Annotated in this window: 38 protein-coding genes; 33 read left to right on the top strand and 5 right to left on the bottom strand. The window is 60.1% G+C overall.

Annotation, left to right across the window (positions count from 1 at the left end):
- From ACNFBR_RS27115 to ACNFBR_RS27050, 14 genes are all read left to right on the top strand, one after another.
- Window positions 1-1,641, top strand: a complete 1,641-nt coding sequence (locus ACNFBR_RS27115) for a hypothetical protein (RefSeq protein ID WP_416737583.1) — start codon at window positions 1-3, stop codon at window positions 1,639-1,641.
- A gap of 11 nt (window positions 1,642-1,652) precedes the next feature.
- Window positions 1,653-2,366, top strand: a complete 714-nt coding sequence (locus ACNFBR_RS27110) for a hypothetical protein (RefSeq protein ID WP_416737582.1) — start codon at window positions 1,653-1,655, stop codon at window positions 2,364-2,366.
- A gap of 3 nt (window positions 2,367-2,369) precedes the next feature.
- Complete coding sequence (locus tag ACNFBR_RS27105) at window positions 2,370-3,539, top strand: hypothetical protein (RefSeq protein WP_416737581.1); 1,170 nt, start codon at window positions 2,370-2,372, stop codon at window positions 3,537-3,539.
- 84 nt (window positions 3,540-3,623) lie between these two features.
- Complete coding sequence (locus ACNFBR_RS27100) at window positions 3,624-4,094, top strand: hypothetical protein (protein ID WP_416737580.1); 471 nt, start codon at window positions 3,624-3,626, stop codon at window positions 4,092-4,094.
- Window positions 4,095-4,103: 9 nt separating this feature from the next.
- Complete coding sequence (locus ACNFBR_RS27095) at window positions 4,104-4,487, top strand: hypothetical protein (protein WP_416737579.1); 384 nt, start codon at window positions 4,104-4,106, stop codon at window positions 4,485-4,487.
- Window positions 4,487-5,197 (top strand): hypothetical protein, encoded by a 711-nt coding sequence (locus tag ACNFBR_RS27090; protein ID WP_416737578.1) that lies wholly within the window; start codon window positions 4,487-4,489, stop codon window positions 5,195-5,197. Before ACNFBR_RS27095 ends, ACNFBR_RS27090 begins: the two co-directional genes overlap by 1 nt.
- Window positions 5,194-5,982: a hypothetical protein gene (locus ACNFBR_RS27085; RefSeq protein WP_416737577.1), complete on the top strand. Its 789-nt coding sequence runs from the start codon at window positions 5,194-5,196 to the stop codon at window positions 5,980-5,982. Before ACNFBR_RS27090 ends, ACNFBR_RS27085 begins: the two co-directional genes overlap by 4 nt.
- Window positions 5,945-6,193, top strand: coding sequence for a hypothetical protein (locus tag ACNFBR_RS27080; protein WP_416737576.1), 249 nt, complete (start codon window positions 5,945-5,947; stop codon window positions 6,191-6,193). Before ACNFBR_RS27085 ends, ACNFBR_RS27080 begins: the two co-directional genes overlap by 38 nt.
- Window positions 6,194-6,272: 79 nt before the next feature.
- Window positions 6,273-6,596, top strand: a complete 324-nt coding sequence (locus tag ACNFBR_RS27075; RefSeq protein ID WP_416737575.1) for a hypothetical protein — start codon at window positions 6,273-6,275, stop codon at window positions 6,594-6,596.
- The gene (locus ACNFBR_RS27070) at window positions 6,586-7,254 is read left to right on the top strand and encodes a glycoside hydrolase family 19 protein (protein ID WP_416737574.1); all 669 of its coding nucleotides are present in this window, start codon (window positions 6,586-6,588) and stop codon (window positions 7,252-7,254) included. Before ACNFBR_RS27075 ends, ACNFBR_RS27070 begins: the two co-directional genes overlap by 11 nt.
- Window positions 7,251-7,574 (top strand): hypothetical protein, encoded by a 324-nt coding sequence (locus tag ACNFBR_RS27065; RefSeq protein ID WP_416737573.1) that lies wholly within the window; start codon window positions 7,251-7,253, stop codon window positions 7,572-7,574. Before ACNFBR_RS27070 ends, ACNFBR_RS27065 begins: the two co-directional genes overlap by 4 nt.
- Entirely contained in the window at window positions 7,571-8,062 is a 492-nt protein-coding gene (locus tag ACNFBR_RS27060; RefSeq protein ID WP_416737572.1) for a hypothetical protein, read from the top strand. Before ACNFBR_RS27065 ends, ACNFBR_RS27060 begins: the two co-directional genes overlap by 4 nt.
- Window positions 7,947-8,228 (top strand): Rz1-like lysis system protein LysC, encoded by a 282-nt coding sequence (gene lysC / locus ACNFBR_RS27055; protein WP_416737571.1) that lies wholly within the window; start codon window positions 7,947-7,949, stop codon window positions 8,226-8,228. Before ACNFBR_RS27060 ends, lysC begins: the two co-directional genes overlap by 116 nt.
- Window positions 8,229-8,315: 87 nt before the next feature.
- A complete protein-coding gene (locus ACNFBR_RS27050) occupies window positions 8,316-8,681 on the top strand; it encodes a hypothetical protein (protein ID WP_416737570.1) in 366 nt (121 codons plus the stop codon).
- 99 nt (window positions 8,682-8,780) lie between these two features.
- On the opposite strand, the gene ACNFBR_RS27045 is transcribed toward ACNFBR_RS27050, so the two are convergent.
- The 5 genes from ACNFBR_RS27045 to rdgC form a co-directional block, all read right to left on the bottom strand.
- Complete coding sequence (locus ACNFBR_RS27045; protein WP_416737569.1) at window positions 8,781-9,986, bottom strand: tyrosine-type recombinase/integrase; 1,206 nt, start codon at window positions 9,984-9,986, stop codon at window positions 8,781-8,783.
- A 346-nt stretch (window positions 9,987-10,332) separates the two neighbouring features.
- Window positions 10,333-10,560, bottom strand: coding sequence for a hypothetical protein (locus ACNFBR_RS27040; protein ID WP_416737568.1), 228 nt, complete (start codon window positions 10,558-10,560; stop codon window positions 10,333-10,335).
- 2 nt (window positions 10,561-10,562) lie between these two features.
- Entirely contained in the window at window positions 10,563-10,991 is a 429-nt protein-coding gene (locus ACNFBR_RS27035; RefSeq protein ID WP_416737567.1) for a hypothetical protein, read from the bottom strand.
- A gap of 32 nt (window positions 10,992-11,023) precedes the next feature.
- Window positions 11,024-11,287, bottom strand: coding sequence for a hypothetical protein (locus ACNFBR_RS27030; RefSeq protein WP_416737566.1), 264 nt, complete (start codon window positions 11,285-11,287; stop codon window positions 11,024-11,026).
- A gap of 50 nt (window positions 11,288-11,337) precedes the next feature.
- Window positions 11,338-12,258: a recombination-associated protein RdgC gene (rdgC, locus tag ACNFBR_RS27025; protein WP_416737565.1), complete on the bottom strand. Its 921-nt coding sequence runs from the start codon at window positions 12,256-12,258 to the stop codon at window positions 11,338-11,340.
- A gap of 184 nt (window positions 12,259-12,442) precedes the next feature.
- On the opposite strand from rdgC, the gene ACNFBR_RS27020 reads away from it, so the two are divergent.
- The 19 genes from ACNFBR_RS27020 (at window position 12,443) to ACNFBR_RS26930 (ending at window position 24,676) form a co-directional block, all read left to right on the top strand.
- Window positions 12,443-12,928, top strand: a complete 486-nt coding sequence (locus ACNFBR_RS27020) for a hypothetical protein (protein ID WP_416737564.1) — start codon at window positions 12,443-12,445, stop codon at window positions 12,926-12,928.
- A 277-nt stretch (window positions 12,929-13,205) separates the two neighbouring features.
- A complete protein-coding gene (locus tag ACNFBR_RS27015) occupies window positions 13,206-13,634 on the top strand; it encodes a hypothetical protein (RefSeq protein WP_416737563.1) in 429 nt (142 codons plus the stop codon).
- Between the two features lie 186 nt (window positions 13,635-13,820).
- Window positions 13,821-15,158, top strand: a complete 1,338-nt coding sequence (locus ACNFBR_RS27010) for a replication initiation protein (RefSeq protein WP_416737562.1) — start codon at window positions 13,821-13,823, stop codon at window positions 15,156-15,158.
- A 1-nt stretch (window position 15,159) separates the two neighbouring features.
- Complete coding sequence (locus ACNFBR_RS27005) at window positions 15,160-15,543, top strand: Ref family recombination enhancement nuclease (protein ID WP_416737561.1); 384 nt, start codon at window positions 15,160-15,162, stop codon at window positions 15,541-15,543.
- Between the two features lie 112 nt (window positions 15,544-15,655).
- Entirely contained in the window at window positions 15,656-16,420 is a 765-nt protein-coding gene (locus ACNFBR_RS27000) for a hypothetical protein (RefSeq protein ID WP_416737560.1), read from the top strand.
- 51 nt (window positions 16,421-16,471) lie between these two features.
- Window positions 16,472-17,479: a nucleoid-associated protein YejK gene (yejK, locus tag ACNFBR_RS26995; protein WP_416737559.1), complete on the top strand. Its 1,008-nt coding sequence runs from the start codon at window positions 16,472-16,474 to the stop codon at window positions 17,477-17,479.
- An 11-nt stretch (window positions 17,480-17,490) separates the two neighbouring features.
- A complete protein-coding gene (locus ACNFBR_RS26990; protein WP_416737558.1) occupies window positions 17,491-18,087 on the top strand; it encodes a hypothetical protein in 597 nt (198 codons plus the stop codon).
- A 72-nt stretch (window positions 18,088-18,159) separates the two neighbouring features.
- Window positions 18,160-19,905 (top strand): DNA cytosine methyltransferase, encoded by a 1,746-nt coding sequence (locus ACNFBR_RS26985; protein WP_416737557.1) that lies wholly within the window; start codon window positions 18,160-18,162, stop codon window positions 19,903-19,905.
- Window positions 19,902-20,300 (top strand): hypothetical protein, encoded by a 399-nt coding sequence (locus tag ACNFBR_RS26980; RefSeq protein WP_416737556.1) that lies wholly within the window; start codon window positions 19,902-19,904, stop codon window positions 20,298-20,300. The genes ACNFBR_RS26985 and ACNFBR_RS26980 overlap by 4 nt, the downstream gene beginning before the upstream one ends.
- Entirely contained in the window at window positions 20,297-21,184 is an 888-nt protein-coding gene (locus tag ACNFBR_RS26975; protein ID WP_416737555.1) for a hypothetical protein, read from the top strand. Before ACNFBR_RS26980 ends, ACNFBR_RS26975 begins: the two co-directional genes overlap by 4 nt.
- Window positions 21,181-21,972, top strand: coding sequence for a hypothetical protein (locus ACNFBR_RS26970; protein ID WP_416737554.1), 792 nt, complete (start codon window positions 21,181-21,183; stop codon window positions 21,970-21,972). Before ACNFBR_RS26975 ends, ACNFBR_RS26970 begins: the two co-directional genes overlap by 4 nt.
- Entirely contained in the window at window positions 21,962-22,120 is a 159-nt protein-coding gene (locus ACNFBR_RS26965) for a hypothetical protein (RefSeq protein ID WP_416737553.1), read from the top strand. The genes ACNFBR_RS26970 and ACNFBR_RS26965 overlap by 11 nt, the downstream gene beginning before the upstream one ends.
- On the top strand, window positions 22,117-22,491 hold the full coding sequence (locus ACNFBR_RS26960; RefSeq protein ID WP_416737552.1) for a hypothetical protein: 375 nt from the start codon (window positions 22,117-22,119) through the stop codon (window positions 22,489-22,491). The genes ACNFBR_RS26965 and ACNFBR_RS26960 overlap by 4 nt, the downstream gene beginning before the upstream one ends.
- Before the next feature lie 285 nt (window positions 22,492-22,776).
- Window positions 22,777-23,058, top strand: coding sequence for a type II toxin-antitoxin system Phd/YefM family antitoxin (locus tag ACNFBR_RS26955; RefSeq protein WP_416737551.1), 282 nt, complete (start codon window positions 22,777-22,779; stop codon window positions 23,056-23,058).
- Complete coding sequence (locus ACNFBR_RS26950; protein ID WP_416737550.1) at window positions 23,027-23,332, top strand: Txe/YoeB family addiction module toxin; 306 nt, start codon at window positions 23,027-23,029, stop codon at window positions 23,330-23,332. Before ACNFBR_RS26955 ends, ACNFBR_RS26950 begins: the two co-directional genes overlap by 32 nt.
- A gap of 164 nt (window positions 23,333-23,496) precedes the next feature.
- The gene (locus tag ACNFBR_RS26945; protein ID WP_416737549.1) at window positions 23,497-24,015 is read left to right on the top strand and encodes a hypothetical protein; all 519 of its coding nucleotides are present in this window, start codon (window positions 23,497-23,499) and stop codon (window positions 24,013-24,015) included.
- On the top strand, window positions 23,978-24,220 hold the full coding sequence (locus ACNFBR_RS26940; protein ID WP_416737548.1) for a hypothetical protein: 243 nt from the start codon (window positions 23,978-23,980) through the stop codon (window positions 24,218-24,220). The genes ACNFBR_RS26945 and ACNFBR_RS26940 overlap by 38 nt, the downstream gene beginning before the upstream one ends.
- Window positions 24,207-24,464, top strand: coding sequence for a hypothetical protein (locus ACNFBR_RS26935; protein WP_416737547.1), 258 nt, complete (start codon window positions 24,207-24,209; stop codon window positions 24,462-24,464). The genes ACNFBR_RS26940 and ACNFBR_RS26935 overlap by 14 nt, the downstream gene beginning before the upstream one ends.
- Window positions 24,461-24,676, top strand: a complete 216-nt coding sequence (locus ACNFBR_RS26930; RefSeq protein ID WP_416737546.1) for a hypothetical protein — start codon at window positions 24,461-24,463, stop codon at window positions 24,674-24,676. The genes ACNFBR_RS26935 and ACNFBR_RS26930 overlap by 4 nt, the downstream gene beginning before the upstream one ends.
- The last annotated feature ends 576 nt before the right edge of the window (window positions 24,677-25,252 follow it).

Here is a 25,252-nt window from a genome sequence, read left to right as displayed (position 1 = left end):
ATGACCGTTCAACTGTCCCGTAGCGTCAACAAGCGTTCTGGCTACCAGCAGAACTTCATTCAAGACAAATCGACCATCGGCTCTGTGGCCGGCGATTACAGCGCCGCAACCGTCGGGCGCTTCACTCGCGGACGTATCGACCAGGTCTTTGCCGTCTCCCGCGAAAAGCATGAGCGCTTGCTGGGCTCGCCTGTCAGCCTGACGGTGTCGGCAACCGGCGAGGCTCAAGTCCAGGCTTACGAGTCGCTGCGCTATGGTGCGCAGCAGATGATCGTCTCGCGCCTGGTCGCTGACGATGCTGTGAACAAGATCCTGATTGCCAAGTCCAGCAAGCTGGACGTCAGCGGTACCGGCCCGGCTGTCTGGTCGACTGGCCTGGAAAGCGCCGGCCTGCCGGCGGGCTCGTTGATCGCGTTCAAGCACCTGGAGTGCTTCAACGACGGCTTGATCTGCGAAATCAATGCTGAAGCGGCTGAATCCGCAGGCGTGCCGGCGGCATCGAAGATCATCACCGTTCAGTTCTTGGATCCGGTATCCAATGCCGTCATTATCGGGCCGTTCACTGGTTCGCTCGACCCGCTGGCTAAGGACGAATACAACAACAGCTCGTACATCGCGGATGTGATCGAGCAGGCAACCGACGTGCTCAAGGTCATCGACGTGGCCAAGGACGCCACGGTAGCAGTAGACAGCCAGTTCTACGGCAAGGCCAACAACAAGCCAAAGTTTGCCAGCGGCAAAATGTTCTACTTCAGCGAAGGCCGCACCGTTTACACCAACGCAGAAATGTCGGCGGCAATCGACCGTCTGCGCCGTTCGCGCCCGAACTTCACCTACCTGGGTGCCGGCGGTAGCGAGAACGTGGCATTGCTGGGCCTGTTGGCGGACCTGGGCAAGGAAATCAACAAACAGTTCATCTTCGACGTTCCGGGGCGCCTGGCGCCCGCTGCTGCGGTGGCGTTCGTGCAATCGATCGGTGCGAGCGTCAAGAGCATGTACTGCCAGGCCTACTGGGCACCGTTGAAACGTATCAACCCGATTGCGGGCGGCAAGGCGTTCTTCGGCACCTCTGGCCAGCAGATCGGCTTGCGCTGCGCGCGTAACGCACAGATCAACGGCCAGGGCATCGCGCCGCGTAACTACCCGATTGCGGGCAGTGACTATGGCCTGAGCGGTACCAGCATCACCCAGACTTACACCCCTGATGATAATGAGCTGGAGCTGTTGGCTGAAAACCAGATCAACCCGGTGATCTTCAAGGACTACGCCAGCGGAGGCAAATTCGCCTGGGTCGACTCCCTGACCGGGGCGCAGACCACGGGTGGTACCAAGCTGATTGCTGTGACCGAAATGGCGACGTTCCTGGACGACAAAGTCGCCGCGCTGGGCCAGGAATCGCTGCAACGCCCAATGGCTGACGCCATCGACATGATGCGCCGCAACCTGGCCAACCTGCTGAAGGCGATGTCTTCCGCGAAGTGGATGACCCCATCTGCCGAGCTGGACGGCGGCTATTACCAGGCTGATGTTCTTCGCAATGCATTGGCACCGAATGACGAAATGGACGTGCTTTACGACGTCAGCTGGGACGGCACCAACCGCGTTACCCGCGGATCCCAAACCATCGTCCGTGCGGGCTAAGGAGACTCACCATGAACTTTGTAAATAGCGTCCTGACCCAGACCCATGCTGTAGCGCTGGCGGTCCAAAAGGCCAACCAGGCAACGCCTCAGCAAGATCCGCTCAAACAACCGGGTGGCATGCTGGACGGGGCAAACTCGGACGTACCGGACATCGTCTACTCCGACGACATGCGCCAGGATGCTGTGCGCGTGGTGCGTGAGTGGCTGGAAAGCGAGGACTTGGGCCCCGATGAAGGCTATGGCGATCGCCTGCTCGCGCTGATCGTCGGCACCGCCGCCCACAGTGATACCGACCTGACCGACGATGAAATCGAATACGGCGGCATGGTGGCAGAGTTGGTAGGCGATTACCTGGTGGAAAAGGGAATCCCTGAAGATGACGTCGACGCGCTGCTGGGTGACGGCGAGTTCAACAACGACGTGGCCGAGCGCGTCCATGAGGCGCTGCTGGACAAGATGCCAAATGGCGAAGAAGCCATGCTGGACGATGCTGGCCGCTTTGTGGACGGTGACGACGCTGACATGCTCGATGCGACCTACCGTAAGGTATTCGCAGTGCGTGGCGGCAAAAAGGTGCGCATGAACAAGCGCATTGCCGGCACTGTGCGTCTGACCGCCGCCCAGAAGTCCGCTGTTCGCAAGATGCAGCGCAAGGCCTTCAGCGGCGCAGCGAAGATCCGCCGGGCGAAGTCCATGCGCCTGCGCCAGAAGATGGGCCTGTAAGCCGTGGCGATCGACCTCAGTTTTGACGCCGCCGGCAAGCTGGTTTCCAGCACGATCAAGGGGGTGGCCAGCATCCCCGCCGGCAGCACGTCAAACAAGATACTGGGGTCGGCAGCCGGTGCGGCAGGGCGTGTGTCTGATGGCCTGATTAAGGGCGGCGTAGGCCTGATTCGAGATACTGCTGGGGCATACGTCGGCGGTGCTGAAAACCTCAAGATGCTGGAGTCTGGCGCCTCCAGCATCACCAGCACCGTCTCGGACCTCTGGAATGGCGAAACGACCTTCGCGGATGTCGGGGAGAAGATCAAAAGCTCGGTTGGCGGTCTGTTCGACACCAGCTCGGGTGGCTCGATCTTCAGTGAAAACGTCGACTCCCTGTTGGGGCTGCGGGTATCGAACAACGACCTTGGCAGTAACTGGGGCAACCTGTCGCCCCACTTGCTGGCGCGGATCTTTGTTTGCAACTCCAAGGGCGTTCCCGACATCCAGGAGCTTCAGGGTGTCTACGGAGCCATGGAAGAAGGCTCGTTTGAGGCTACTTTCAACTGGCAAAGCCCGTTCGAGAACATGGGGCCCGAGACCAAGGCGCCGGCACTGACGGCGATGCTCCAAAGTGGCGCCCTGGTGCCGGTGCTCAATGCGCTTCAGGCGGTAAACCCTAGCCCCAATGGCACGGTTGGCGGGGTGCTGGACGCCAGCGCCGACAAGCTGAAGGCCGCGGTACGTGAGCTTGAAGGGCGCACCGGTATGACCAAGCTGAATTCGCGGCAGGTCTTCACTGGTATGCCCCCAGTGCGCATGAACTTCAGCCTGGTGCTGCGGGCTATTGCGGACGCTGCCAAGGAAGTCGAGGCCCCATTGCAGCGCCTGATGGAGTGGGTGTTTCCCCAGGAGCTTGCTGAAGAGGGGATATTGTCCGAGGTGCTGCAAACCACGCGCGACGTGGATAGCTTCATCAAGGCGCTGTTCCCGTCCTATGCCCCCAAGCTGCTCGGTATGACCTACGCCGGGCGAACAGCGGCGCCCATGGTTATCGAATCGATCAGCTACCCGCTGTCGGCGCCCAAGGATTCCCGGGGCAACTACACCGAGCTGACGGTCCAGGTATCCATGGCCACCCTGACCGCTCTGGACAGGCCAGACATCAAGCGATTTTTCGCCCGACTTGGGTAGCAAAACCGCGCAAACCCCGCCCAAGAGCGGGGTTTTCTATCCCTGATCATTTCCCCTGACTACACACTCACGCAGGGGCGTCACATGACGGTAAACAACCATTCGGTGTTATCCACCACCTTCCAGAACGTCAACGACCTGGGCCGCAAAGCCTCGACCGCTGACGCGATGATTGTCATTCATGGCCACGAAAACCTTCAGCTGCTCACCAAGCAGTTCCCGTGGCCAATCTCGACCGTCAAGGACATGATCGAGCACTACGGGCCCAATGGACAGTTGATGGTCCAACCCCAGAACAACAAAACCAAGTTCGAGGGGCCAATCTCGTTCTACGAAGTTTATCCGGGCACTGTGGCTGATGCTCTTATCGCCCTGATCGAAAGCGGCGCGCAGTTCGACGCCACTGTCTACGCTGGGCGCCCTGAAGACCACTCGCGCAAGGAAGAGCTGTTGCGCTGCACCCTGGTGATGGACCTGCCGGACCGTGACTGGGAGAACGACACCGCCCTGATGTTCGCCGGCACCATCCACTTCCACTGGTTCGCCAACAAGTAAGGCTGAACGATGAAGCTGAGCGTATTGGTGGCGCAGTACATGGCGGTACTGCCCATCGGTTGCGTGCTGACTGATGACCAGGTGCTGCGCAGCCTGCGTGATGCCACGCGGTTTTACTGTGGCCACGCTGACCTGGCTTCAGGGGGCAGCGTGAGCGCTTTGGCGCTGGGCGAGGCCGGCGACGATGTTGAGGTGAGCGAAAGCGAACTGTCGATCATCAAGCCGCTGTGGCTGCTGTACATGGAGCGCGAAAACAGCACGGCGCTGGAGGCATCAAGGACGCAGGGCGCTGAAGTCTATGGGCGTGCTGTGTCCGAGGTTCAGGCCAGCATCATCGACTATGAAGCCAGGCTGCCAGCCCTGGCGTTCTGCGAAGACTGGGTAACGATCTGATGGCCAGTATCTTCGAGCGCATCGGCTACCAGGTTGCAGAGCGCGTGACGAAGCCGGTCAACCCGTCGGCCAAGGTCGTGAAGTACTCCGGCGCGTTCGGCAAGCTGCTGAATGGCGACCTTGCTGGCGCTGCCGGCGGGTTGTTGGACATTGGCCTGGGAGCGTATAGCTCCTATGGCCGCACCGCCGAAACCGTTGCACTGGCCGGCTCCAGCTGGTCCACGCTGCTGACGATGTTCGAGCAGTCGCAAAACGTACTGCGCGAGCGCACGAACCTCTGGCATGTCCTGGTCGAGCCCATTGGCCGGGTGGTGGCGCCGCGGGTGAACCTGCTGGCCACCGAGGTCAGTTACAACGGCGTCCAGCTGGGGTACGACGTCAAGAAGATCGGGTCCGGTTTCACCCACGCTGCAAGCGGCGCTGATCCGATCGAATTGACCCTCACCTGCTACGACGTCGACGGCGAAATCAAGACCTGGTTTGAAAACCTCAAGCGCCTGCATGCTCACCCTGACGGGACCTTCGGCCTGCCCAGCGAGTATGCCAACACGTTCACCATCACACATGGTGCCTTTGAAGAAGGGCGCGGCTACCAAAAGTCCATGGTGCTGGTACCGGTGAGCATGCAGGTGGCGCAAACCCGGAAGATAGACGACTTCGCTGAGCTGAACCTGACGTTTATCGAATACGAATCCTTAGGGGCCCTATGAAATCCATCCAGCCGGTGCATACCGCACGTATCTCCGTGCAGCCCCGCGAGCTGCAAATCGGCCAAGTGCAGGATCTGTGCGCTATTCCCTACCAGTTTGAGCAACGCACTATCACGGCGTTTATTCGGGCGTGCTGTGAACATATTCCCCGGCCTGCCGGCAAGCTCCAGGTCGTGGACCCTCTGCTGTGGTCGGTGAATGAGCGCATGAACGTGGTCATTTACTACCTGGCCGCCATGCTCGATGACGGCCCAAACTTCGCGCTGGGCGCTGGCCACCTCAGTGATTACTTGCTGGGGGAGACGGACTACGTCGAGCAAGTCGAATTCATGCACGGTGAAGAGCCAATGATCTGCACGCCGCTGCTGGGCTATCAAGCCGAGGCGATCGAGCAGATGGTGCTGACCGGCAAGGTACCGAAGTCGTATTACGGCTGGCTGCTGGGCGCGTTGGCCGCCTGTACCCGGGGTGTGAACGAAACGCCCCTCGTGTACGAAAACCCTGTGGCCTACAGCAAAGCACTGATGGAGCGGGTGGAAATCCTCAGGCGAGCACCAGAAAGCGAGTTTGTGAGCCTGCATGAGGCCTATTCAGAGGCGTCGTTGAGGCTTCAGCACTTCGTGCATGCGGTGTTCAACAAGGACGGCATTCTTGCCGCGCAGGTGAGCGAGCCGGACGCGGAAACGGGGGTGCCCCAGTTGGGGTTGGCCCGATTTCATCCCCGTGCCGGAATCAGCCGCGGGGCGTGTGAACTCCTGGAAGCAACTGACCAACACCAAGGCTGACCTGGCGCTGTACTACGGCCAGGACCTGACGACCGCAGGCCGACTCACGCAAACCGAGGTTACGGCGCTGTTTGAATGCCAGTCGTTCCAGAACTGGAAGAAGGCGCAGGAGAACAAGAGCAAAGGTGTGTCCTCGATCATCAATGCCGTCAACAACGTGATCAAGGGCCTGAACATGGTTGGCAATGTACTGAGCCGCGGGCGCCGGTAGGGCGCAAACCCGCCCCGGGGTGTATCCGGTGGGCCCTTGAAAATGGTGGCCATGTGCTTACCGGGTAAGGGTTCAGGATATGGCTACAGAGACTTCGCAAGCCTTGGAAAGGCCGGGGATGAAGTGGGTGATGGGCGTGGCGCAGGCCTTGTGCATCGCCTTCATTATGTGGGTCGGCCAAAGCATCACGACGTCGGTGACCAACTTCAGCGCCAAGCTGGATGGTGTGGTGAAGTCCATTGCTGACATCGCAGCTGCCCAGGTGCAGCAGCAGCGCGACACCGTGGTTCTGGAACAGCGGGTTAGCAAGGTCGAGAGCAAGGCTGATGCGCTTGAACAGCGTGTCACCCGGATCATTTTCCAGGTTGAACAGCTGGAAAAGGATGGTGGCCATGGCCGATAAGCCATTAATCACCCTGGCCCAGCTGCAAGCGGTGTGCATCACGGCTGCCGGGCAGAATGCCTGTGCGGCCTATGTGCCGGCGCTGAACGAGCTGATGGCGCGGTACCAGATCAATTCGCGCCTTCGGGTGGGGCACTTCATCGCTCAGGTGGCGCATGAGTCTGGCGAGTTCACAGCCAAGGCAGAAAGCCTCTACTACACCGACCCCGAGCGAGTGGCGCGAATCTTCAAGTCGGGCTTCGACCTGAACAAAAACCAGAAGATTGACCCTGCTGAAGTCGAGTTCGCCAAGGGCTATACCCGCAACTCGAAGAAGCTGGCCAACCGCGCCTATGCCAACCGCAATGGCAACGGCCCCGAGGCGAGTGGCGACGGGTTCAAGTTCCGTGGGCGCGGCCTGATCCAGCTGACCGGGCGCTCCAACTACACCCAGTGCGGGAAAGGGATCGGTGAGAACCTGGTCGACTATCCCGAGCTGCTGGAAGTGCCAGTGCACGGGGTGCACGCCGCCTGCTGGTACTGGACCGATCGTAAGCTCAATGCGGCAGCTGATGCCAACGATGTGCGGGCTGTGACCGAGGGTATCAATGGCAAGGCCTTGCTGGGCCTCGAAGACCGCAAGGCCTACTTGGCCCGGGTGCTGAAGGTGCTGTCATGAGGGCGCTGGTACTGCTGGCCACCTGGCTCATGCGGGTGTGCGAAGAGGGGCGCAGTGGCCACCCCTCGGCCAAGCGCTTCGGCCTACTGCTGTCAGTGACTGTGCTGTCGTTTGTCATGGCGCTTTTCGGTGGGGTGCTGGCCGGTGTGACCTGGTCCGCTGGCCCGGGCCAGGCGCTGGAGCTGGCGCGGATCATCGCCAGCTCACTTGAGGTGATCGCCGGCATGGTGCTCACAGCGGTTACCGCCGGTTATGTCGGGGGCAAAGCCGTCGAGCGCAGGCCGCCGGCAGGGCAGGGCACCAGCGAGGGGCAGCAATGAGCATTGTGACTGTATTGGCTAGCCCCACAGCACGCCGCGCGCTGGGTTATGGCGTGCTGGCGGTGGCTCTGGTCGGCGCTGGCGCCGGCCTGGTCTGGTGGGGGCTGGGCCCACGCATTGACCTGGCCGAGCAGAGCGCCGCCCGCAGCGCCCAGGACCTGGCCAGCGCCAAGGCAACGATCGAGGACAAGAACGCCCAGTTGCTTGCCAACCAGGTGCAGGCCGATCGCCTTAACCAGGTTGAGCTGGCCGTCAGCCAACTGAGTGTCGACATCCGCAAGTACAACAGCGACCAGGCGCGCGCCTTCGAGGACCTGAAGCGAAATGATCAAGAGACCATGCAGTATCTGGCTGGCGCTGTCCCTGAGCGCCTTGGCCGGCTGTACGAGCGCCCCGAAACAACCGACCCCCGGGCCTACGGAAGCCCTGCAATCGTGCAACCTGGTGCCGTGCCGTCTGCCGGGACGGCCGGCGCCCGGGCAGAATGAGGACTGGCCGAAAGCCGTAGATGAGCTGGAGGTCGAGCTGAAGGCCTGCGCGGCCCAGGTGCTGGGGTGCATTGCCAAACAGAACCGCGAAGTGCCGCTGCCAGGTCATCTACTGCTCAAACCTCAGCCCCCAGATAGTGGCGAAGCCTCTAGGTCAAGCAACTGAGCCTGAATCACTGGACACTCATACAGCATCGTTTCATAGTGAGCGCGCCCCTATCACCGCGGGGTGCACACACTGAAGGAGTTACCGATGCAGTTTCTTTTCCTGAACGCTGAGGCCGCCGCCGCCGCTTTGATCGCAGATGGCTCGTCGCTCGCTAAAGAGTTCAACAATGACCAGGCTGAGTTGGCCCAGCAGCTGAAGGTCCGGGCGGTGAAGGAATTCGACAAGGCCTACCAGGCTGCGCAAGGCCCGAATGACATCGTTGATAACGTGCTGCATATCCTCTGGAAGAAGCTCGGCGTTGCTTTCGCTGTGGCTTCGCAAGTGACCAAGCAGCCCGAGGAATGGGCGGTGAAGGTTAAGATTACCCCTGAGCCGATCGTGCTGGCGCATTTCTGGGTTGCACCACCTGCGCAAGTGATCCAAGCGACTCAAGTGATTGAAGTTGAGTAAGTGATGTAGCTTGCGTCATATGCGCAAGTGACCTAAGTGGCATCACTTGCGTAAGTTGTGTATTGATAAGCCCGGCGGCCACCCGCCGGGCTTGTTCTATCACATGTACGTCCTGGTCTCAGGCATTGAGCGCTTGGCCATGACGGGGTGGTGTGGCGTCACCTTTTCCATTGCGTACTTCGCCCACTTGGCCATCAAGGGGCGGCGCTTTTCGAGCTGGTTACCACGTATATATCTACGAGACGTTGCGTTGCCGACGACGTGGGCGATGGAGATTTCGCATACCTCGTGGGAGAAAGCCGTCTTCTCTGCGGCCCAGGTGCGGAAGGTCGACCGGAAGCCATGCGGCGTGGCTTGCTCGCCCAGCTTCTTCATCAGCCTGCGCAGCGCGTTGTCGGCCAGCATGTTGGTCGAGCGTGCGGCAGGGAAAATCAGCTCGGACCGGTTGCGCGTGCCGGTGTCCTTCAGTACCTGAATGGCTTCTTCACTGAGTGGCACCTGGTGCTCTTCACCGCCCTTCATGCGCGCAGCGGGTATGGTCCAAACCCTATTGATCCAGTCAATTTCGTCCCAGCGGGCGCCCATAGCCTCTGTGGTCCGGCACGCTGTCAATATTAGGAATTGCATGCAGCGCGCTGCGCGGGAATCCTCGCCGTCCAGCACCCGCATGAAGTATGGCAGGCGGCTGTAATCCATGGCTTCCAGTGGCTCTGGCACAGCCTGAACGATCGGCATGAGGTTTTGCAGGTGGCCTTTCCAGCGCGCAGGGTTTTCGCCCGACCTATGCTTCAGTGCCGTTTCTTGGTCAATGACGCGCTCCAGGCGGTTGCGCACGCGGTTGGCCGTCTCGTGCTTGTTACGCCATATGGGGTCCAGCACCTTCATGATGTGCGGTGTTTCTAGGTCACGTACAGGCACGGTGCCAATTAATGGGAAAACATGCTCCTGCATGGAATTCTGCCATTGGCTGGTGTGCTTGGTCGACCAGCCTGCGGCGTGGCGCTCAATAAACGCCATAACCGCGTCCTGGAGAGTGATCGCCGCAAGGGCGTCCTCTTTTCGCTGCTCAAGCGGATCCACACCCTGGTTTATTAGGGCGCGTTGTTCGATGGCCTTTTTACGGGCTTCAGCCAGGCTCAGGCCGGGAAAGCTGCCCAAGCCCATGTCGTGGCGTTCGCCGTTGACCTGGTAGCGCAAGATCCAAGATTTGGACCCGCTGGGCCTGACTTTGAGGATCAGCCCGTTCCTATCCTGGTAATTGCCGGGAGTAGTTATCTTCTCGATAACTTTTTGGGAGAGCGACATAGTTTTCGACCTTTTTGCAGGGTGTAACGGCTTGGGTTCGCATTGCTTGCAGCTTCCATTCTCGGACCAGTGACAGGGGTAGATTTAGAGCTTGGTCCGTATACTTCTGTAGGTAAAAAGGGCTCAGATTTTAACGAAAGCTCCGGGGATACACTATCCCCGGAATACCACCCTTCTAGCCCTTGTGGGGTAGGGATTTCCCCGATAACGGAGGATTCCAGCCCCACACTTGGCCCCACACACAAGGGTGTGGTGTCAATTTATGGAATAAGTTCATGATTGGTAAGCTGGTCCGACGAACGGTAGTTGCCACGGAAGCATGACGTCAAGTAATTGCAGACGAGCGTCACTGTGCCATCAGCTCAATCGCGACAGGTGCTGACGCTGATGCGTATAGCGTCAAAAATGCGGCTAACTCCCGCTGAATCAAGATGAACAGGGCGATTGTCAGCGCGAGTGACGTAAAAGCGGCGGCGGTGCGCACCTTGCGGGCTGTCTCCGGCGACGTGTGTTTGTAGCCATGCACAAGCCACACAACGTGGACCAGCACCGCTGAAATGATTGCAATAGCCATGCTCACCCCTTGAAAACAAATTCGATCAGCCAGCACCACGGATCCGGCGTCATTACTTCATCGCCTGCAACCTGGTGCCAGAACGCCCTTAGTTCCTGTGATGTCATATAGCCAGCACTTAATAAGTCCGAATCGGTTATATATTGAAGCCCAGTTATACCTATTTTTCCAACTATCCCCGTACCAATTTTTTGTAATTTTCCTGGTACGGCTTCTGACCGTATTTCAAAAGCGTAACCTAGCCGGATGGGTGGGGGTATGAGCCCCTGACCGAAGGCAAGGCGCGCTTCCGCCAGCAGAGTGCCGGCGGAGATTCCTGCTAGCGCGGCAGCCCTGAAGTCGGGCTGCGGCTGGAGGGGCAGGATCAAGCTGTCTGCCGTCCGATCCTGGATCTTGCCGCACACCTGCGGCGGAACCAGGACCTGAGGCAAGCGGAAAGCCTCTGCGCTTAAATCGTGATACCTCATCGTGAGGTTAGGGTGTAGGTCGCTTTGCGGATCGGTCGCAGATGTTTTTCGTACAGCCTCGCGGTGAGGCGGTCGAGCAATTGCGAGGCGCTGTTACGAGCACCCTGGTAGTTCATACGGGGCACCCCGTTCGACTCCCAGCTGTGCTCCAGCTTGTTTCCGTCTGCGTCCGCGACCAGGAACTGGCCTGTCCACCGAACCAGGTTGTTCGGCTTGTCACCGGTGCTGCTTTCCCGGCGTCCATCAAAACTCACGATCATCGCTAATCCTTGGCGTTAGTGCGTGCGGGCGGTCCCGCCTTGCAAAGCAGTTACACGGAAGCCGGCAGTTCCTCGCCGCCGAGGGCTTCCAGGAGGGCAGGGAGGAATTCTTTCAGCGTCAGCATCATCAGGTTGAAGCTGGCGTCGAACTGGCCGCGGGCGTCATCGCCGCCGTCCTGTTCAGCCTGCTCGGTCAGTAAGTCCTCGAACTTGAGGCGGTTGATACCGAGCTTGTCGTCCAGGACGAACGACAGCTTGTCCTGCCAGGCCGTGGCCAGCCGCGTGACCAGCTTGCCGGTACCGAGGTGCAGCTGGATTTCCTCGCCGGTCAGGTCCTGGCGCTTGCAGCGCACAATGCCGCCATCTTCGGCGGTGTCGCGCAGCTCGCATTCGTCCAGCGCATAGAAGCCTTCGGCGGCCTTCTGCGACTTGACCCAGTCAGTCATGGTGGCGGTTGGCGCAATCTTCACCGTGACCGGGCGTACTGGCAGCGAGCCCAGCACTTCGCGCAAGGTCGACAGCAGGTCTTCAGCGCGGCTGGCGCTGGAGGTGTTCACCACGATCAGGCCGAGACGGGGAGCAATGGCGGCGAACATCAGGGCGTGCCGCACGAATGCCCGGGGTAGGAAGGCCTGGATGATGTCGTCTTTGAGCTGGTCGCGTTCCTTCTTGTAGACCTTGCGCATCTGCTCGGCCTCGATTTCTTCGACCTTCTCGCGCAGTGCCTCGGTTACCACGCTGCCGGGCAAAATGCGCTCTTCCCGGCGGGTAGCGATCAGGAGGAATTCGCCGCTGGCGTGCACCAGGGGGGCGTCATCACCTTTGCCAAATGGCGCAGTGAAGCCATAGGTGCTCAGCTCTTGGCTGGCGCAGGGGCGTGCCGGCTTGCTGGCCAGGGCTGCCTCCAGGGTGTCGACATCGAGGGGGATTTCTTGTGTCAGGCGGAAGAGCTTCAGGTGCTTGAAAAACATGGGTTCTCCTTGCGGTGGGTGGCGAGTGGGGGCGCTTCATGTCCGGTCCAGAACGATCCCCGGACCTATCTGTTTGCGCCCTTACTCCCCAATCCGTGCAGAGTAAACAGGTTTATCAAAGTTTAATAGCGTTTCTATGGTGTATTGCGTAAATTACCCACGGTTTACCAATGGAAGCGAGAGCATGAACCTAGAAGTGTTTGAGGGTGCCGAGACCGCCAGGGAGGCGGTAGACGCCAGCAAGCGAGCGCGGTACCAGCGATTCAACCTGTACAAGGACCTGCATAGCCCCAAGGGCATGCGCGCCTTGCTGGCGCACCTGCCGCAGGCTGAAGGCGAAGCGCTGTCAAATCAGATCATCCAGGCGTCACAGGCCAAGGGAGGTTTCCCGGAATACCTGGCGCGCAGGGTGGAAGAGGCGTCTGGCTTGCCGTATGGCTATCTTGAGCAACCCTACCCGTACCCAGAATTACGGGCTTCCCTGGTACGTGCACGGCGCCTTATGCGCTATGCGAAGCCGCGCGGGGAGGCGGCTGTGGTAGCGATCGGCAAGCGCAAGTTCGAGCAGCTGGAGCTGGCGTGTGAAGGGCAGCGGGGCGTGTCCGCCGCGTTCTATGAGAAGGCGATGAAGGCCCTGAGGAAACTGCCGCGGGAGGAAAGAAATCAGTGACGCTGTTCATGTGAACAGTATTACAATGTCCGGGGATACATGATTAACTGGATGGCAGATGGCCGGTATGGTATACAGGCGGCCTGCTTATCACCGAACACAAAATCGAGGCGAAAAAAAAGAACCTGGTCCGCCGGCAAGCAGTAGGTTCTTTTTTAACACAGACGATGCTTAAACCCTTCGCACCACCAAGCCTTCCATGCTCTGGGCGGGCCTTTTTCAAGGCGCTATGCCGTGGAGATCGTATGTGCTCACCTAAACAGGGGAGCGCAGCATCGTGACCGGACTTTACCATAATTGGTCAAGCAGCAAAGCCTCTGACGGCACTTCGCCCTCGTTGCCGGCAAAAAAATGTGATATGGGCCGCCAATTGGCCCAGTCTCCACGCCAAAATCCATCCAAACGGGGTGGTCGCGGCGCCTGCGCATTAATCATTTCCGCAAATTTCCGCCCGTCCCAGGGCCTTCATCCAATCGCTCACAAGCCGGAGGGTGGCGCCTTGGGTCAAATGATGCCCTTCACGAACAGCACCGCGGCCACCGCGCCACGCCTTGATGAATCCAGCTTCACCGCCCTGTCCGAGGCGCTGTCTGACCTGCGCGATTACTACGCGCTGGAGAGCGATCCGGGGCGGGCAGGTTGGTTGTCCGAGATTATCGATGACATCGGGGCGACCGTCGCCCGACTGGAGCCAAACCTTATGTAAGTCCGAATAGCAGAAAGCAAGAAGCCCCGCTTCGCAGGCGGGGCTTCTTGGAAAACTGAACAGACCGAACTTTGACGAGGACAGGTCTGCTCAACCACTTCAGGTGGGCCAATTATGGCTGTCACTTCGGCTTCCTGCAAGCCGGTGAAGCGCCGTAGTTTGCTCGCCGCCGGAATGGCGATGACAATGGAATTCACCCTTACACCCCCGCCAGACTCCTACCAGGTAAAGAACGTTACGTTCGCTACCGCCATGGAGCGTTTCATGCACGAGGCCCCCTACCTGGCCCGTTGCAGCGACAACAAGACCGCCGCACTTGTCCGCCCCCGCGAGCATGCTGCCGCCCACTTCCCCTACATGCAGATCAACCGCCGCGACATGGTGTCCTGGCTGATCTTCGACCTGGACCACGCCAACGCGCTGTCCTGGGATGACGCCGGCCTGCCGGCACCGAACCTGATTGTTCGCAACCGCAAGAACGGCCACGCGCACCTCTACTACGCCATCAGCCCTATCTGTACGTCGGAAAAGGCGCGCGAACGGCCCGTCAGGTACATGAAAGCGGTGTACGCCGCCTTCGCGGAACGCCTCCAGGCCGACGAGGACTATCACAGCGGCCCTGTGGCCAAGACGCCTGGCCACCCGTGGTGGCAGACCACGGACCTGCACGCACACGTCTACGACCTGGGCGAGCTGGCCGAGTATGTCGAGCTGAAACTACCTACCTGGCGCAAAGGCCCGGACCTGGACCAGGTGTCGCATTCGCGCCACTGCATCATGTTCGAGAAGCTGCGCCACTTCGCCTACAGCATCACGAACCGTGAGCGCGATCGGGGCACCTTCCAGTCCTTTACCCGCCAGCTTGAGCAGTACGCCCACAGCGAGAATCGATTCGCTCGTGCCGGCTTCACCGCACGCGACCTCCCACTGTCCTCGATCCGCGCCACTGTCCGCTCCGTGGCCAGGTGGTGCTGGTACCGCTACACCGGCAGCGGGCGCGTGCGCGGCTCGATGGAGCTGGATCCGTCCCTGCCGCTGGCAGAGCGCCAGAAGCAAGCCGCAGAACGCACCCACGACGTACGCCGCAAGGCTACCGAGGCCAAGATCCGCGCCGCATGCGTCGGCCTGCTGGAGCGTGGTGAGGCCATCACCCAGGCCGCCGTTGCGCGCCTGGCGCAGCTGTCCCGCCAGACCGTGGGCAAGTACCAGCACGTCCTGGTCGACGTCCAGCAGCCCAAGAAAATCACCGTCCTGGCCGAGGTTCGCCAGGCCAAAGCGGAGGGCGCTCAGGGCCAAGCCGCAAGCGTTAAGCATGGTGCACATCAGATAACAGCCCCCACAGGCGGCGCTGTTGACCCTGCCGTGCCCGCCTTGAACAGCCAAAGCCCTGCGGTACCACGGGGAGTGGAGTGCGGTGATGACCAGGTGCTGCCACCAGATTCAGACCAGGTGGAGCGAAACGAACAAGCAACTGACCGCATAGGGGTGGTGAGTGATGGAAGGTCGGACCAGGACGGTAGGTGAGGTGCGTTGGCATGACACCGTGGCGGACGTGTGCGGGTGCATCTGCTGCATCCTCGATGGCCGCCCCCGCAATTACGAAGAGCAGGCCTATGTATCGATCCATCACTGCGATGGCCGAACGAAGCGCCATGCGCATTGGTATGTGCTGCCGCTGTGCGCTGGCCATCACCAGCCCGGGAATGGCCCGCTGAAGTCGATGAAGGCGGTGCACGGCAACAAGGCCGAGTTCATTGCCGAGTACGCGCGGGAGATTGAGCTGGTGGAGTGCTGTGTGCGGATGGTGGAAGCGGCGGGGCGGGTGGTGCCGGCTGAAGTCCGGGCATTGCTCGCAAAGTGGTACGAGAGCCAGCAGTACCGCGACCACGACAATAGGCAGGCGGGATAGCGTGAAAACACCAATAAAACGCTATTGTGATATTGTGACTTTATGCCATTATGTCACTGCGGTTGATCAGTCAACGGCACCAATCCATCAGTGTGAAGTAGGGAGTAGCACTATGAACGCAGCCCGCAAGATGACTTTGGAGGCGATCCTGGTTAACCAGGTGCAGGCCTTCTCCGAAAGCGACCGACCCGCCGAAATCATTGGCGCACACGTCGAAAAGCTGTTCACCGAGGTTTGCCGCGAGGCTTTCAGCGCACACGGCGCCTTTGCCGCCAACCTGAAGGAAGAGCTGGCCAAGGCCCTGCCGGCGAATCTGTCCAAGATCGCTGACCTACCCCGCTATAACGACCTGATTGCCACCGCGTTGCGTGAGCGCTGGGCCGAAGCCGGCGCCACTGGTGACCTGTTGCGCCGTGCTGTGGCGGCAATTGACGACATCCTGAACACCGACTTCATCCCTGAGGTGATCAGCCTGAGGTCGGTGCTTGAGGCGTTTGCCGAGGTCCACCAGGGCAAGGCCGCTGAGCGCGGTTGGCACCTGCCACACGTCGCCATGCGTGAAGGCGATGGCGAGCGGGCGCGCTACATCCACATTTTCTTCGACGCTGAGCCAGAAAGTGCCTTCCGTGAGCGCAATGCGCTGCGCGAACGCCCACGCAGTGACATGGAGTACGCCAACCGCCTGGTTGTGCGCATTACCGGCCATTCTGACCGTGGCCTTGAAGTGGGCGAAGTCATCAGCGCACTGATCGAGGGCGAGCCGATCGGGCGCAATTTCTCCATGAAGTCCAAGTGGCAAAAACTCGTGGCGTGCCTGTATTTCGGCGCCTCGAAGCTGATCCTGGACTGCCAAGAAGACGACGTTACCTACGACTGATCAACTGCTGGCGCGCGGGGGATCGTGCGCCGTTCACCCAAGGAGCAACACATGCCCATTCGCCACGCCGTCGTGCACTACATCGACAAGAAGCCCGACGGCAGCCCCGCGGTGCTGCATGCTCGTGATACCGAGCTGCCTTCCAGCGATGCCCTGGAGAACCTGCTGGCCGACCTCAATGACGCCTACAACGCCAAAGCCGGCAAAGGCTGGGGCTTCTTCCACGGTGAGTCTGGCGCCTACCCACTGAGCGGGTGGCTGAAGAAGTACCTGGACGACCAAAGCACCTACGTCGAGTTCTGCCGCGATTCCGTCGAACACCTGCAAAAGCTGATGGAAGAGTCAAACCTGTCGACCGGTGGCCACGTCCTTTTCGTGCATTACCAGCAAGGCCTCACCCAGTACCTGATGATCGCCCTGCTGCGGCACAGCGAGAGCGTGGCGGTAAGCGCGGATCTGGACGTAACCCCATTGCGGCACCTGGACCTGGGCCAGCTGCACCTGGCGGCACGAATCAACCTTTCGGAGTGGCGCAACAACCCCGCCTCCCGGCAGTACATTTCCTACCTGAAGGCCAAAAGCGGCCGCCGTATCAGCGACTACTTCCGTGACTTCGTGGGCTGCCAAGAAGGCATCGACGGCGCTGGCGAAACTCGCACCTTGCTCAAGGCCTTCAGCGACTTCATCAAAAGCGAAGATCTGCCCGAGGAATCGGCGCGCGAGAAAACCCAGGACCTGGTCGCCTACGCCACTTCCCAGACCAAAATGGGTGAGCCGATCAGCCTGGAAGAGCTGTCGACCTTGCTTGACGAGGATCGCCCCAAGTCGTTCTACGACCACATCCGCAACGCCGACTATGGGCTGTCGCCCGTGATCCCTGCCGATAAGCGCACCCTCAACCAGTTCCGCCGGTTCACCGGGCGCGTGAACGGCTTGTCGATCAGCTTTGAAGCGCACCTGCTGGGCGACCAGGTCGAGTACGACCAGGAGGCCGGCACGCTGCTGATTCGCAACCTGCCAACGGTGCTGGTCGACCAGCTCAAGCGCAACGCCGGCTGAAGGGGACTCACATGGACAAGAACACCAAAATTCTGATCACCGAGATTCCAGGAGCATGGACCGAGCGCTCCCGCTCCGGCCATACCAACATCTGGAACAGCATGAGCCATGACCGCCCACACTCGAACGGGTTGCCTGAGGTGAGGCTGGAGCCGCCAGAGAAGGGCCTGTATGCAGAGCGTATCGACAATGCCTGGTACTGGGTGTCCGGCTGCCGGAAGTGCAGCGGTGACCACGATGGCTCGGGCTACATCGTGTGCGATAAGCACAACGTGTGCGAAGGCTGCGGCACCCACCGCTCGAAACTAACCGAGACGCCGTACGGTGTGCGTAATGGGTTCCTATGCGTTCCGTGCAATGACCTTCAGCGCGCTGCCGAGAAAGCCTCTGCATTGGCCAAGGTAGCGGAGTCCCCCTACGACGAGTGGGATTACCGGGCCCAAGACCAGTGCAAGTGTCCGCATTGCGCGTCGGTCATCCACATTGAAAGCGATGACCACCAGGACAAGAACATGTCATGCGATGTCTGTGAAGGCGAGTTCGAGCTGAGCCTGGAGTACTCCGTGTCCTACACCACCAAGGTCATAGGCGAGCGCATCACCGCCTGACCTTACAGGCGCTGCTGGTCAGCGCCTTCCTCCCAAATTTCGAGCAATTGCCAAGAGCGGTAAGGATTCCCCATGTCCGTACTTCAGAAACCACGCCAGCTGGACTTCACAACGCAGTACACCCTGGCCCTGGACGATAACGACCAGGCCATCATTATCGACCTGTTCGCCGGCGGCGGCGGTGCCAGTACCGGCCTGGAGATTGGCCTGGGGCGCAAGGTGGCGGTGGCCATCAACCACAACCCCAAAGCCATCAGCATGCACACGGTCAACCACCCGCATGCCAAGCACTACCAGAACGATGTTTGGGGCGTGTGTCCGCTGGTAGCGGCCATGGGGCGTGTCGTTGGCTGGCTGCACGCATCGCCTGACTGCCGGCACTTCAGTCAGGCGCTGGGAGGCCAGGCCCGCAAGGAAGAAATCCGCGACCTGAGCTGGGTGGTGATCAAGTACGCCGGCAAGCTGCGCAAGCGCAACCAGGGCCCGTGGGTTATCAGCCTCGAAAACGTCAAGCAAATCCAGCAGTGGGGCCCAATGATCGCCAAGCGCGACAAGGACACAGGCCGCGTGGTCAAGCTGGATGGCTCTGTGGCAGCCGTGGGCGAGCGTGTGCCGCGTCACGAGCAGTTCTTGGTGCCCGATCCAAAGCGCAAGGGTCGCACCTGGCGCCACTTCATCAACGAGCTGAAGCGCCTGGGCTACAACGTCAACTACTGGGTAGAGCGCAATTGCGACTACGGCGACCCGACCACCCGCGAGCGCCTGTACATGGTGGCCACCGCCGATGACCAGAAGCCGGTGGCGCCGCCCAAAACCCACGCCGCCAAACCGGCCAAGGGCCAGAAGCCATACCGCACCGCTGCCGAGTGCATCGACTTCTCCGACCTTGGTCAGTCGATCTTCAAACGCAAGAACCCCCTGGTTGATAAGACCCTGGCGCGGCTGGCCAAGGGGGTAGTGCGTGAGGTGATCGAGAAGGAGAGGCCGTTCTTCGTTCCATCCAAGTTCGTGAGCGATAGAGGCTTCCCGAATGTAACCCCGGCGCAGCGTGCTGACCTGACGTCTGCGGCCCCTTTGCTTGCACCATTCCTCACTGAGCACGCGAATGCTTCACGTCAGCGCGTCATGCCGGTAGATACATCGATTCCGACCATTTGCGCAGCTGTCAAAGGTGGGCACTTTTCGCTGGTGGCTCCCGTCCTGGTGCAATGCAATGGCGGAAAGAACACCACAGCGGCCCACAGCGTGACGAAGGGCATGAGCACCATTACCACCTCAGGCAGCCAGCAACAGTTGGCCACGGCCCACCTGGTGACCTTACGCAACGGTAGTTACGGGCGTGCCGTAGATGACCCTATCAGCACACTCACTGGAGGGGAGCACCATGCGCTGGCCAGCACCAGCCTTGAGCAACTGCCGCTGTCCCCAGAGCACATGGAGGGCGCTTTGCGGGTTGCGGCATTCCTGATTCGTTACCACCACACGGGCGGCCAGTGGGCCGCTATGAATGACCCAGTGACCACTATCACCACCAAGGACCGGCTGGCGCTGGTCACCGTGTGGATTGCAGGTGAGCAGTGGGCGATTGTCGACCTTTGCATGCGCATGCTCCGTCCCCGTGAGCTGTACCTGGCCCAAGGTTTTCCAGCCACCTACATCATCAGCCATGGCCATGACGGTGTGCCCTTCAAAGTAAGCGAGCAAACCCATATGTGCGGCAACAGCGTCAGCCCGGGGACCATGGCGGCTTTCGCCAAGGCTAACGATCCCTGGAAATTCCGCCGGCTGGCCAACGAACGCACCCAGGAGGCCGCATGAAGCGCGGCCAACCCCAGCAAGACGTGCTGGACCAGATGACCAAGGAAGAACTGGTTACCTGGATCCGGGAACGTGTCTTCTTTGAGCGCCCCAAGATGAGCCATGTGCTGTCCATGCGCTGGGAAAAGCAGGCGGCAGCTGTGCAGGCAGACCGGGAGCAAGAAAACCGCAACCTTCAGGCGATGGACCTCAAAGAGCGTGACCGGCTGGCCACCTGCTTCAACCAGTCGAAAGACCCGGCGGAGCGTCTGCGCCTCTTAGAGCAGATAGAGCCATTCGAGAAGGCGCTTGCAGAGTACCGCAAGCGCTATCAGGCGCTGGAACGTAAGCAAGCAAGGGTAGATGCCCTTTACGAACAAATCGACGTAGAACGCCAAAAGGAAAACCGCGCATGACCAGCACACCGACCCTACTCAGCAACGGCTTGCCGGTACCAAGCCGAGAGCATTTTGAAGCGTCCTATGTGGACTTCGATATGGCGATGACTGAAGACCACAAGGATCTAGGAGACATAGATGTCCGGCAGATGCTGCTAAGCGGCATCCAGGCCAACCGCGAAGGCGATACCTACAAATTCCACCCATACGCCCGAGCGTGGAGCCTGTACACGTTAGCCAGTTCTGCCCAAGACATGCCAATCGACGTCGCCAGCACGCTCGAGGAGCAACAGGGCGGGCCGATACTGATACAGGCCGTGGCAGTCACTCGCAAAGATGATGAGGACGGCTTGCGCCTGGAGTGGTTGCTGGAGGGCGGTATCGCTGAAATGGAGTTCCCCGAGCAAGTGCTGTTCGCTATGGCTGAAGCAAATGACCTGTGCGACGAAGATGGCAGCGCCTATGTCTACCTCCAGCCACCAGCATCCGCCGTTCCTTGCGAGGCCGAGCGGCTGAAAGCGCGCCTCCAGGCAGTCAAAGATGACCTCAAGTCTGCAAGGCAGTGCAATGACCGGTTCCGGGCTCAATTGCTCAGCCTCCGCTCGCCGTCTGACCGCGTTCTATCGGCAGTCATGGATTTGTTCACCCCAGGGTTCTGCACCGTAGACATGGCTCAAGGCATTTTGCGCGCTGCATTGTTCGCCAGCGCCGGTGCTGAACCAAGCCCGGCAGCGTACCAATTGCTGAACCATGGGGATGTCATCAAGGCCACTGACCAGTACCTGGAAGAGGATGGCGTGACCTGGCTGCCTGTAGGGGCAGGCATCTTCAATGGGATGTCCTTCAACCGCGGGGGCATGCTGCCGATCCGCCGTGCGACCAGCGATGAGGTGAAAGCATGAACGCCGTATCTGCGCAGTACTTCCCACTTGATGCACCTAACGCCTATCCAGAGCCAGTAGGGACCTTGGATAAGCTTGAGCACAGCGACGGAGCCTTGTGGGTTCACCTGAATGGCAAACGCTCCAAGCTGATTGGTCTGCAATCACTATCGTTCCTGATCAGCACCCTTCAGGCAGTCCAGCACCAGGTATTCGGCGTAGTGTCGGCCACGTCCTGGTTGGACATGGCCACCGCCCCCAAAACCAACACGCTGGTGCTGCTGCTCGTGCGCTTCCGTGACAACCCGACCGATGACCAGGAAGTGTGTGTGACGATCGGCGCCAACGCACTGAGCGATACCGGCCACGACAGCTGGCAGTTTGCTGGGTGGGATTGGGAGCAGGATTGCTTCCGCGACGGTGAAGGCGAGCCGATTGGCTGGCTGCCACTGCCAGCTGCTGCGCCAGGCCATACCGATCAGGCCAGTGCGCGCGAGGTTGAGCGACTGCGTGAAGAATGCGAGGAACTCAATGAGTTGGTGAAACGCCAGGCGGCGCTGCTGAGTGAAGTGGCAATCGTGCTGCGCGGCCCTGAGCCCCCACTGACCCGCTACAGCCATTCCGACATTCCATCCCGTGTAAAGGCGGTAGTTGACCAGCTGACAGAGCTTAAAAACACACACAATAGAGGGGTAGCGGCGCTAAACACCCTGGCCGATCGCCTGCGAGCCCACAATGACCAGATGGCGAGCGGGGTTGACGCGGTGAGGCTTGCAGCAGCGCGTAAGGAGCAGGGCCTTGAAGATTGAGACTGCGCTGGTGCTGGTGTTCGTCGCCTCCACCTTGTGCCTTGCAGCTGGATTCTGCCTGGGCGGTTACATGGGCGAGGCCACGGCCCAGATTCAGTGCATGGTCAACCCGCTGCCCACACAGTGGATACCGAGGGATAGCGAGTGATAGCAGATGATATCCAGCCGGATCTGTTCGGCACTCCCGCACCGCAGCCGGCACCAGCGCCGGTTGTAGACCCCAAGGCCCGCCTCTACAAGGACCTGGTCAAGCTGGGCGACATGATCGGTGACGGCCTGGCCGACGAACCCGGCGGTGGCTGGATTCGCCGTGACTACAAACGTGTGGCCAAGGCGTTGGGCCACGTCATGCCCAGGCGCAACAATGGCGCTGCCATCAACGCGGCAGTGGCCAGGTTCCTGGAAGCCAACAAATGCCAGTGTGGCGGGCCGCTCAAGCAAACGCGCTCAGGGGCAATGCGAGTAGTGTGCGGCAGCTGCTGCGAGACCACGCAGCTCAAGGCAGTGAAGAGCAGCTAACGTCGAGTGACACGGATGTCAAGGTATTTCTCAACCTACTATTGACAAGATGGTACAACGTTTTGTACTATTCAATCGTTGCCACACGGCGACTTGCTTCAAGGCCTTTTGTAAAGCCTCATTAGCTTTTGGCCTTGTTGGTGATTTAGCGCTAAGCACTTCACGGGTCACCCGGACTGTCCACGACGCGGGTCAATGACCATTTGAAACACCGTCATCGTAGCCTTGCCATTGCAGGTTTCTACGAGAGCTATTGGCTGGCAAGTAAGCAGCCGAGGATACCTAATGCACGTACTGACTTTTAGCCAGGCTCGCGCCGAACTGAAGCAGACAATGGATGATGTTTGCCGGGATCACGAGCCCGCCATAATCACGCGACAGCGTGGCGAACCCGTCGTAATGCTTTCTCTGGAAGATTACAACGGCATGAACGAGACACTGCACCTCTTGTCCTCGTCCAAAAACGCCGCGCGTCTCCGCTCATCCATTGCTCAACTCCGGTCCGGCCAAGCCGTAACCAAGGAATTGATCACAAATGAGCAAGCAGAAGCAGAAGAACAAAGATGAAGCACGTAAGATCGCCGGCCTGAAGTGGTCCGACGAAGCATGGGATGACTACTGCCACTGGCTGAAAGCCGATCCCAAGATTCACGAAAGCATCAACCGCCTGGTCAATGAGTGCCGCCGCACTCCATTCACTGGCCTCGGGAAGCCTGAAGCCCTGAAGGGCGATCTTTCCGGCCTGTGGTCCCGCCGCATTACCCAAGAGCACCGTCTGGTCTACTTCTACGAGGCCGACGTACTCACCATCCTGCAATGCCGCCTTCACTACGACGACTGAGTTGTAGCGCAACGTTGCGCCCGTAGGTTTGCCGCAAACGTCCTGGGCCCGGGACGGTTGGCAAAGAAAGGCGCATTCGGCTCTTTTGTGATGTTGTGACTTTATGCCATGATCGGCACAGCCAGGCCGCGACCAGGTGCTGGCGCCGATTTGTAGGAGGCCGTGTGTCGCAATACACACTCACAGACGCACAGATTCAGGCGGGCGCGCGTCCTGGTGAAAGCTGGGAGGACGCCCGCAGGCGGCTGGAAGCAAAACAGCGCGTGCGCGCAGCTGACTGCACGGAATGCGGGGCACAACGCTGGCATCAGGTCGGCTCACCGCCGGTTGGGCCGCTTTGCGAGCGTTGTACAGTGCCGGTGCTGGAAGAGCTGGATTGCTTCAAGCAGGAGCCTTCAGGCGTGTACGGGCCGGTGCTGATCGAGCCAACCACTGACATGCAGGTCTACTCAGCGTTGCTCGAAGCCTGCGTCCAGGCCGAGGCCAGCCCGCACCGCCGTCTGGCTCACATGCTGCGCGCCTGGGTGGACGCTTCGCCATTCAATGGCTGCCCGGCCTGCAACGGCCACGAACCACTATACAGCCGCGAAACTTGCACCGTGTGCGACGGGCGAGGCTTCGTGCCAGATAATCAGGGAGGGGAAGATGGCCAAGCGCTTACCGCTCGTGGAAAGGGTGTATGACCCCTACCGCGACGTGACCCACTATGCCGGCAACCCGTCCAGCGGCTTCACAACGCTGTGCCGGTTCACCGACTGGACCGATCCGAAACAGAAGGGGTTACCCACCGATGCCCTGGTCGACTGCCCAGGCTGCATCGATATCGCCCGGTACGTGCTGAAGCACGAGCTGGATCCGCTACCAGAGGATGCCAATGGCCAAGGTTGATACGATAGCCCTGCGGCGCTTCCTGGACCCGGTCAATGAGGCCGGCGAGGCACGACGCAAGGCCACAGCAGATATGAGCGACGTAATGAGCATGTCGCATAGCAAGCGGGCAAAGCTGCTCCGCGCCATGGGCAAGGCTGACGCTGCATACACCGACGCGGTAGGGGAGCTGATAGGCGGCCTCAACCAGCTGGTGGTGGACGCAGAGACAGCACCAGGCAATGAACCAGAGGAAGTAACGTGATCAAGGCGAACAAGGGAGTGGCCTACCTGATTGAACAGGCCAAGCGATCGAATCCTGATGACATAGAGCAGTGCCTTTTGGAGGCGCTTGGTGAAGCGGGCGGGGATGCCGCTATGGATTACCTGGTAACCGAAGCCAAGAGAAGCAACCCAGAATGGAAGAAGATTGTCCTGATCCGAGCTATCGGGCGGGCCAGCAGGCACAACGGCTGATCCCAGGCCGGAACCAGAAAGGCCACCTCTGCTTGCGCTCGGGTGGCCTTTTTTACATCAAAGCTACATCAATAAAACGAGCTGTTAGAAGCCGTCGTATTGATCACGCAGGAACTCCCATACAGAGTTGAGCGTGCTCAGGGCTCTGTAGGCAGTCCATACGTGGCTCAGAATATTTAGCATGCGCTTCATACCCTACCTCCGTACAGGCAGGTCTCTTCCAGCGTCTAACCGGCACTTCAACGCCTTCGGAGTGCTCGTGACTGCACTCAGTGAAGTGACCCAGTTGGTTGGCCCTCCAAAGTGCAGCTTGCCGGCACGGTTTCTCACATCGTGTCGGAGGGGTGTTCTCTCCTAAAATCTTGACACCCAGGTCCCGCCTCACTGAGGGGTCACAAGCAAGCTGGCGGCATCATACCTGCCCGACGGGCGGCTTGTGAATGGGCGTGGGGGGGTGTTTAGTTGACGTTTAGCTAAACGCTATATAGGATCTATAGCGTGACTGCACTCAGTGAATACGCGAGCCGAGGCCCCTCAAGCCTGGATCGCAAAGAAGAAACCGCCCCCTCAAGGCGG

Origin of the sequence: Pseudomonas sp. NY11955 (assembly GCF_048068035.1) — a bacterium.
GTDB lineage: Bacteria > Pseudomonadota > Gammaproteobacteria > Pseudomonadales > Pseudomonadaceae > Aquipseudomonas.
The sequence above is the reverse complement of the archived record's forward strand: the minus strand, read 5'-3'. Positions and strand labels throughout refer to the sequence as shown.

Coding starts and splice junctions, on each gene's coding strand:
- ACNFBR_RS27115 (WP_416737583.1), top strand. CDS start 1: ATGACCGTTCAACTGTCCCGTAGCGTCAACAAGCGTTCTGGCTACCAG.
- ACNFBR_RS27110 (WP_416737582.1), top strand. CDS start 1,653: ATGAACTTTGTAAATAGCGTCCTGACCCAGACCCATGCTGTAGCGCTG.
- ACNFBR_RS27100 (WP_416737580.1), top strand. CDS start 3,624: ATGACGGTAAACAACCATTCGGTGTTATCCACCACCTTCCAGAACGTC.
- ACNFBR_RS27095 (WP_416737579.1), top strand. CDS start 4,104: ATGAAGCTGAGCGTATTGGTGGCGCAGTACATGGCGGTACTGCCCATC.
- ACNFBR_RS27090 (WP_416737578.1), top strand. CDS start 4,487: ATGGCCAGTATCTTCGAGCGCATCGGCTACCAGGTTGCAGAGCGCGTG.
- ACNFBR_RS27085 (WP_416737577.1), top strand. CDS start 5,194: ATGAAATCCATCCAGCCGGTGCATACCGCACGTATCTCCGTGCAGCCC.
- ACNFBR_RS27075 (WP_416737575.1), top strand. CDS start 6,273: ATGGCTACAGAGACTTCGCAAGCCTTGGAAAGGCCGGGGATGAAGTGG.
- ACNFBR_RS27070 (WP_416737574.1), top strand. CDS start 6,586: ATGGCCGATAAGCCATTAATCACCCTGGCCCAGCTGCAAGCGGTGTGC.
- ACNFBR_RS27065 (WP_416737573.1), top strand. CDS start 7,251: ATGAGGGCGCTGGTACTGCTGGCCACCTGGCTCATGCGGGTGTGCGAA.
- ACNFBR_RS27060 (WP_416737572.1), top strand. CDS start 7,571: ATGAGCATTGTGACTGTATTGGCTAGCCCCACAGCACGCCGCGCGCTG.
- ACNFBR_RS27050 (WP_416737570.1), top strand. CDS start 8,316: ATGCAGTTTCTTTTCCTGAACGCTGAGGCCGCCGCCGCCGCTTTGATC.
- ACNFBR_RS27045 (WP_416737569.1), bottom strand. CDS start 9,986: ATGTCGCTCTCCCAAAAAGTTATCGAGAAGATAACTACTCCCGGCAAT.
- ACNFBR_RS27040 (WP_416737568.1), bottom strand. CDS start 10,560: ATGGCTATTGCAATCATTTCAGCGGTGCTGGTCCACGTTGTGTGGCTT.
- ACNFBR_RS27030 (WP_416737566.1), bottom strand. CDS start 11,287: ATGATCGTGAGTTTTGATGGACGCCGGGAAAGCAGCACCGGTGACAAG.
- rdgC (WP_416737565.1), bottom strand. CDS start 12,258: ATGTTTTTCAAGCACCTGAAGCTCTTCCGCCTGACACAAGAAATCCCC.
- ACNFBR_RS27020 (WP_416737564.1), top strand. CDS start 12,443: ATGAACCTAGAAGTGTTTGAGGGTGCCGAGACCGCCAGGGAGGCGGTA.
- ACNFBR_RS27010 (WP_416737562.1), top strand. CDS start 13,821: ATGGAATTCACCCTTACACCCCCGCCAGACTCCTACCAGGTAAAGAAC.
- ACNFBR_RS27000 (WP_416737560.1), top strand. CDS start 15,656: ATGAACGCAGCCCGCAAGATGACTTTGGAGGCGATCCTGGTTAACCAG.
- yejK (WP_416737559.1), top strand. CDS start 16,472: ATGCCCATTCGCCACGCCGTCGTGCACTACATCGACAAGAAGCCCGAC.
- ACNFBR_RS26990 (WP_416737558.1), top strand. CDS start 17,491: ATGGACAAGAACACCAAAATTCTGATCACCGAGATTCCAGGAGCATGG.
- ACNFBR_RS26985 (WP_416737557.1), top strand. CDS start 18,160: ATGTCCGTACTTCAGAAACCACGCCAGCTGGACTTCACAACGCAGTAC.
- ACNFBR_RS26980 (WP_416737556.1), top strand. CDS start 19,902: ATGAAGCGCGGCCAACCCCAGCAAGACGTGCTGGACCAGATGACCAAG.
- ACNFBR_RS26975 (WP_416737555.1), top strand. CDS start 20,297: ATGACCAGCACACCGACCCTACTCAGCAACGGCTTGCCGGTACCAAGC.
- ACNFBR_RS26970 (WP_416737554.1), top strand. CDS start 21,181: ATGAACGCCGTATCTGCGCAGTACTTCCCACTTGATGCACCTAACGCC.
- ACNFBR_RS26955 (WP_416737551.1), top strand. CDS start 22,777: ATGCACGTACTGACTTTTAGCCAGGCTCGCGCCGAACTGAAGCAGACA.
- ACNFBR_RS26950 (WP_416737550.1), top strand. CDS start 23,027: ATGAGCAAGCAGAAGCAGAAGAACAAAGATGAAGCACGTAAGATCGCC.
- ACNFBR_RS26940 (WP_416737548.1), top strand. CDS start 23,978: ATGGCCAAGCGCTTACCGCTCGTGGAAAGGGTGTATGACCCCTACCGC.
- ACNFBR_RS26935 (WP_416737547.1), top strand. CDS start 24,207: ATGGCCAAGGTTGATACGATAGCCCTGCGGCGCTTCCTGGACCCGGTC.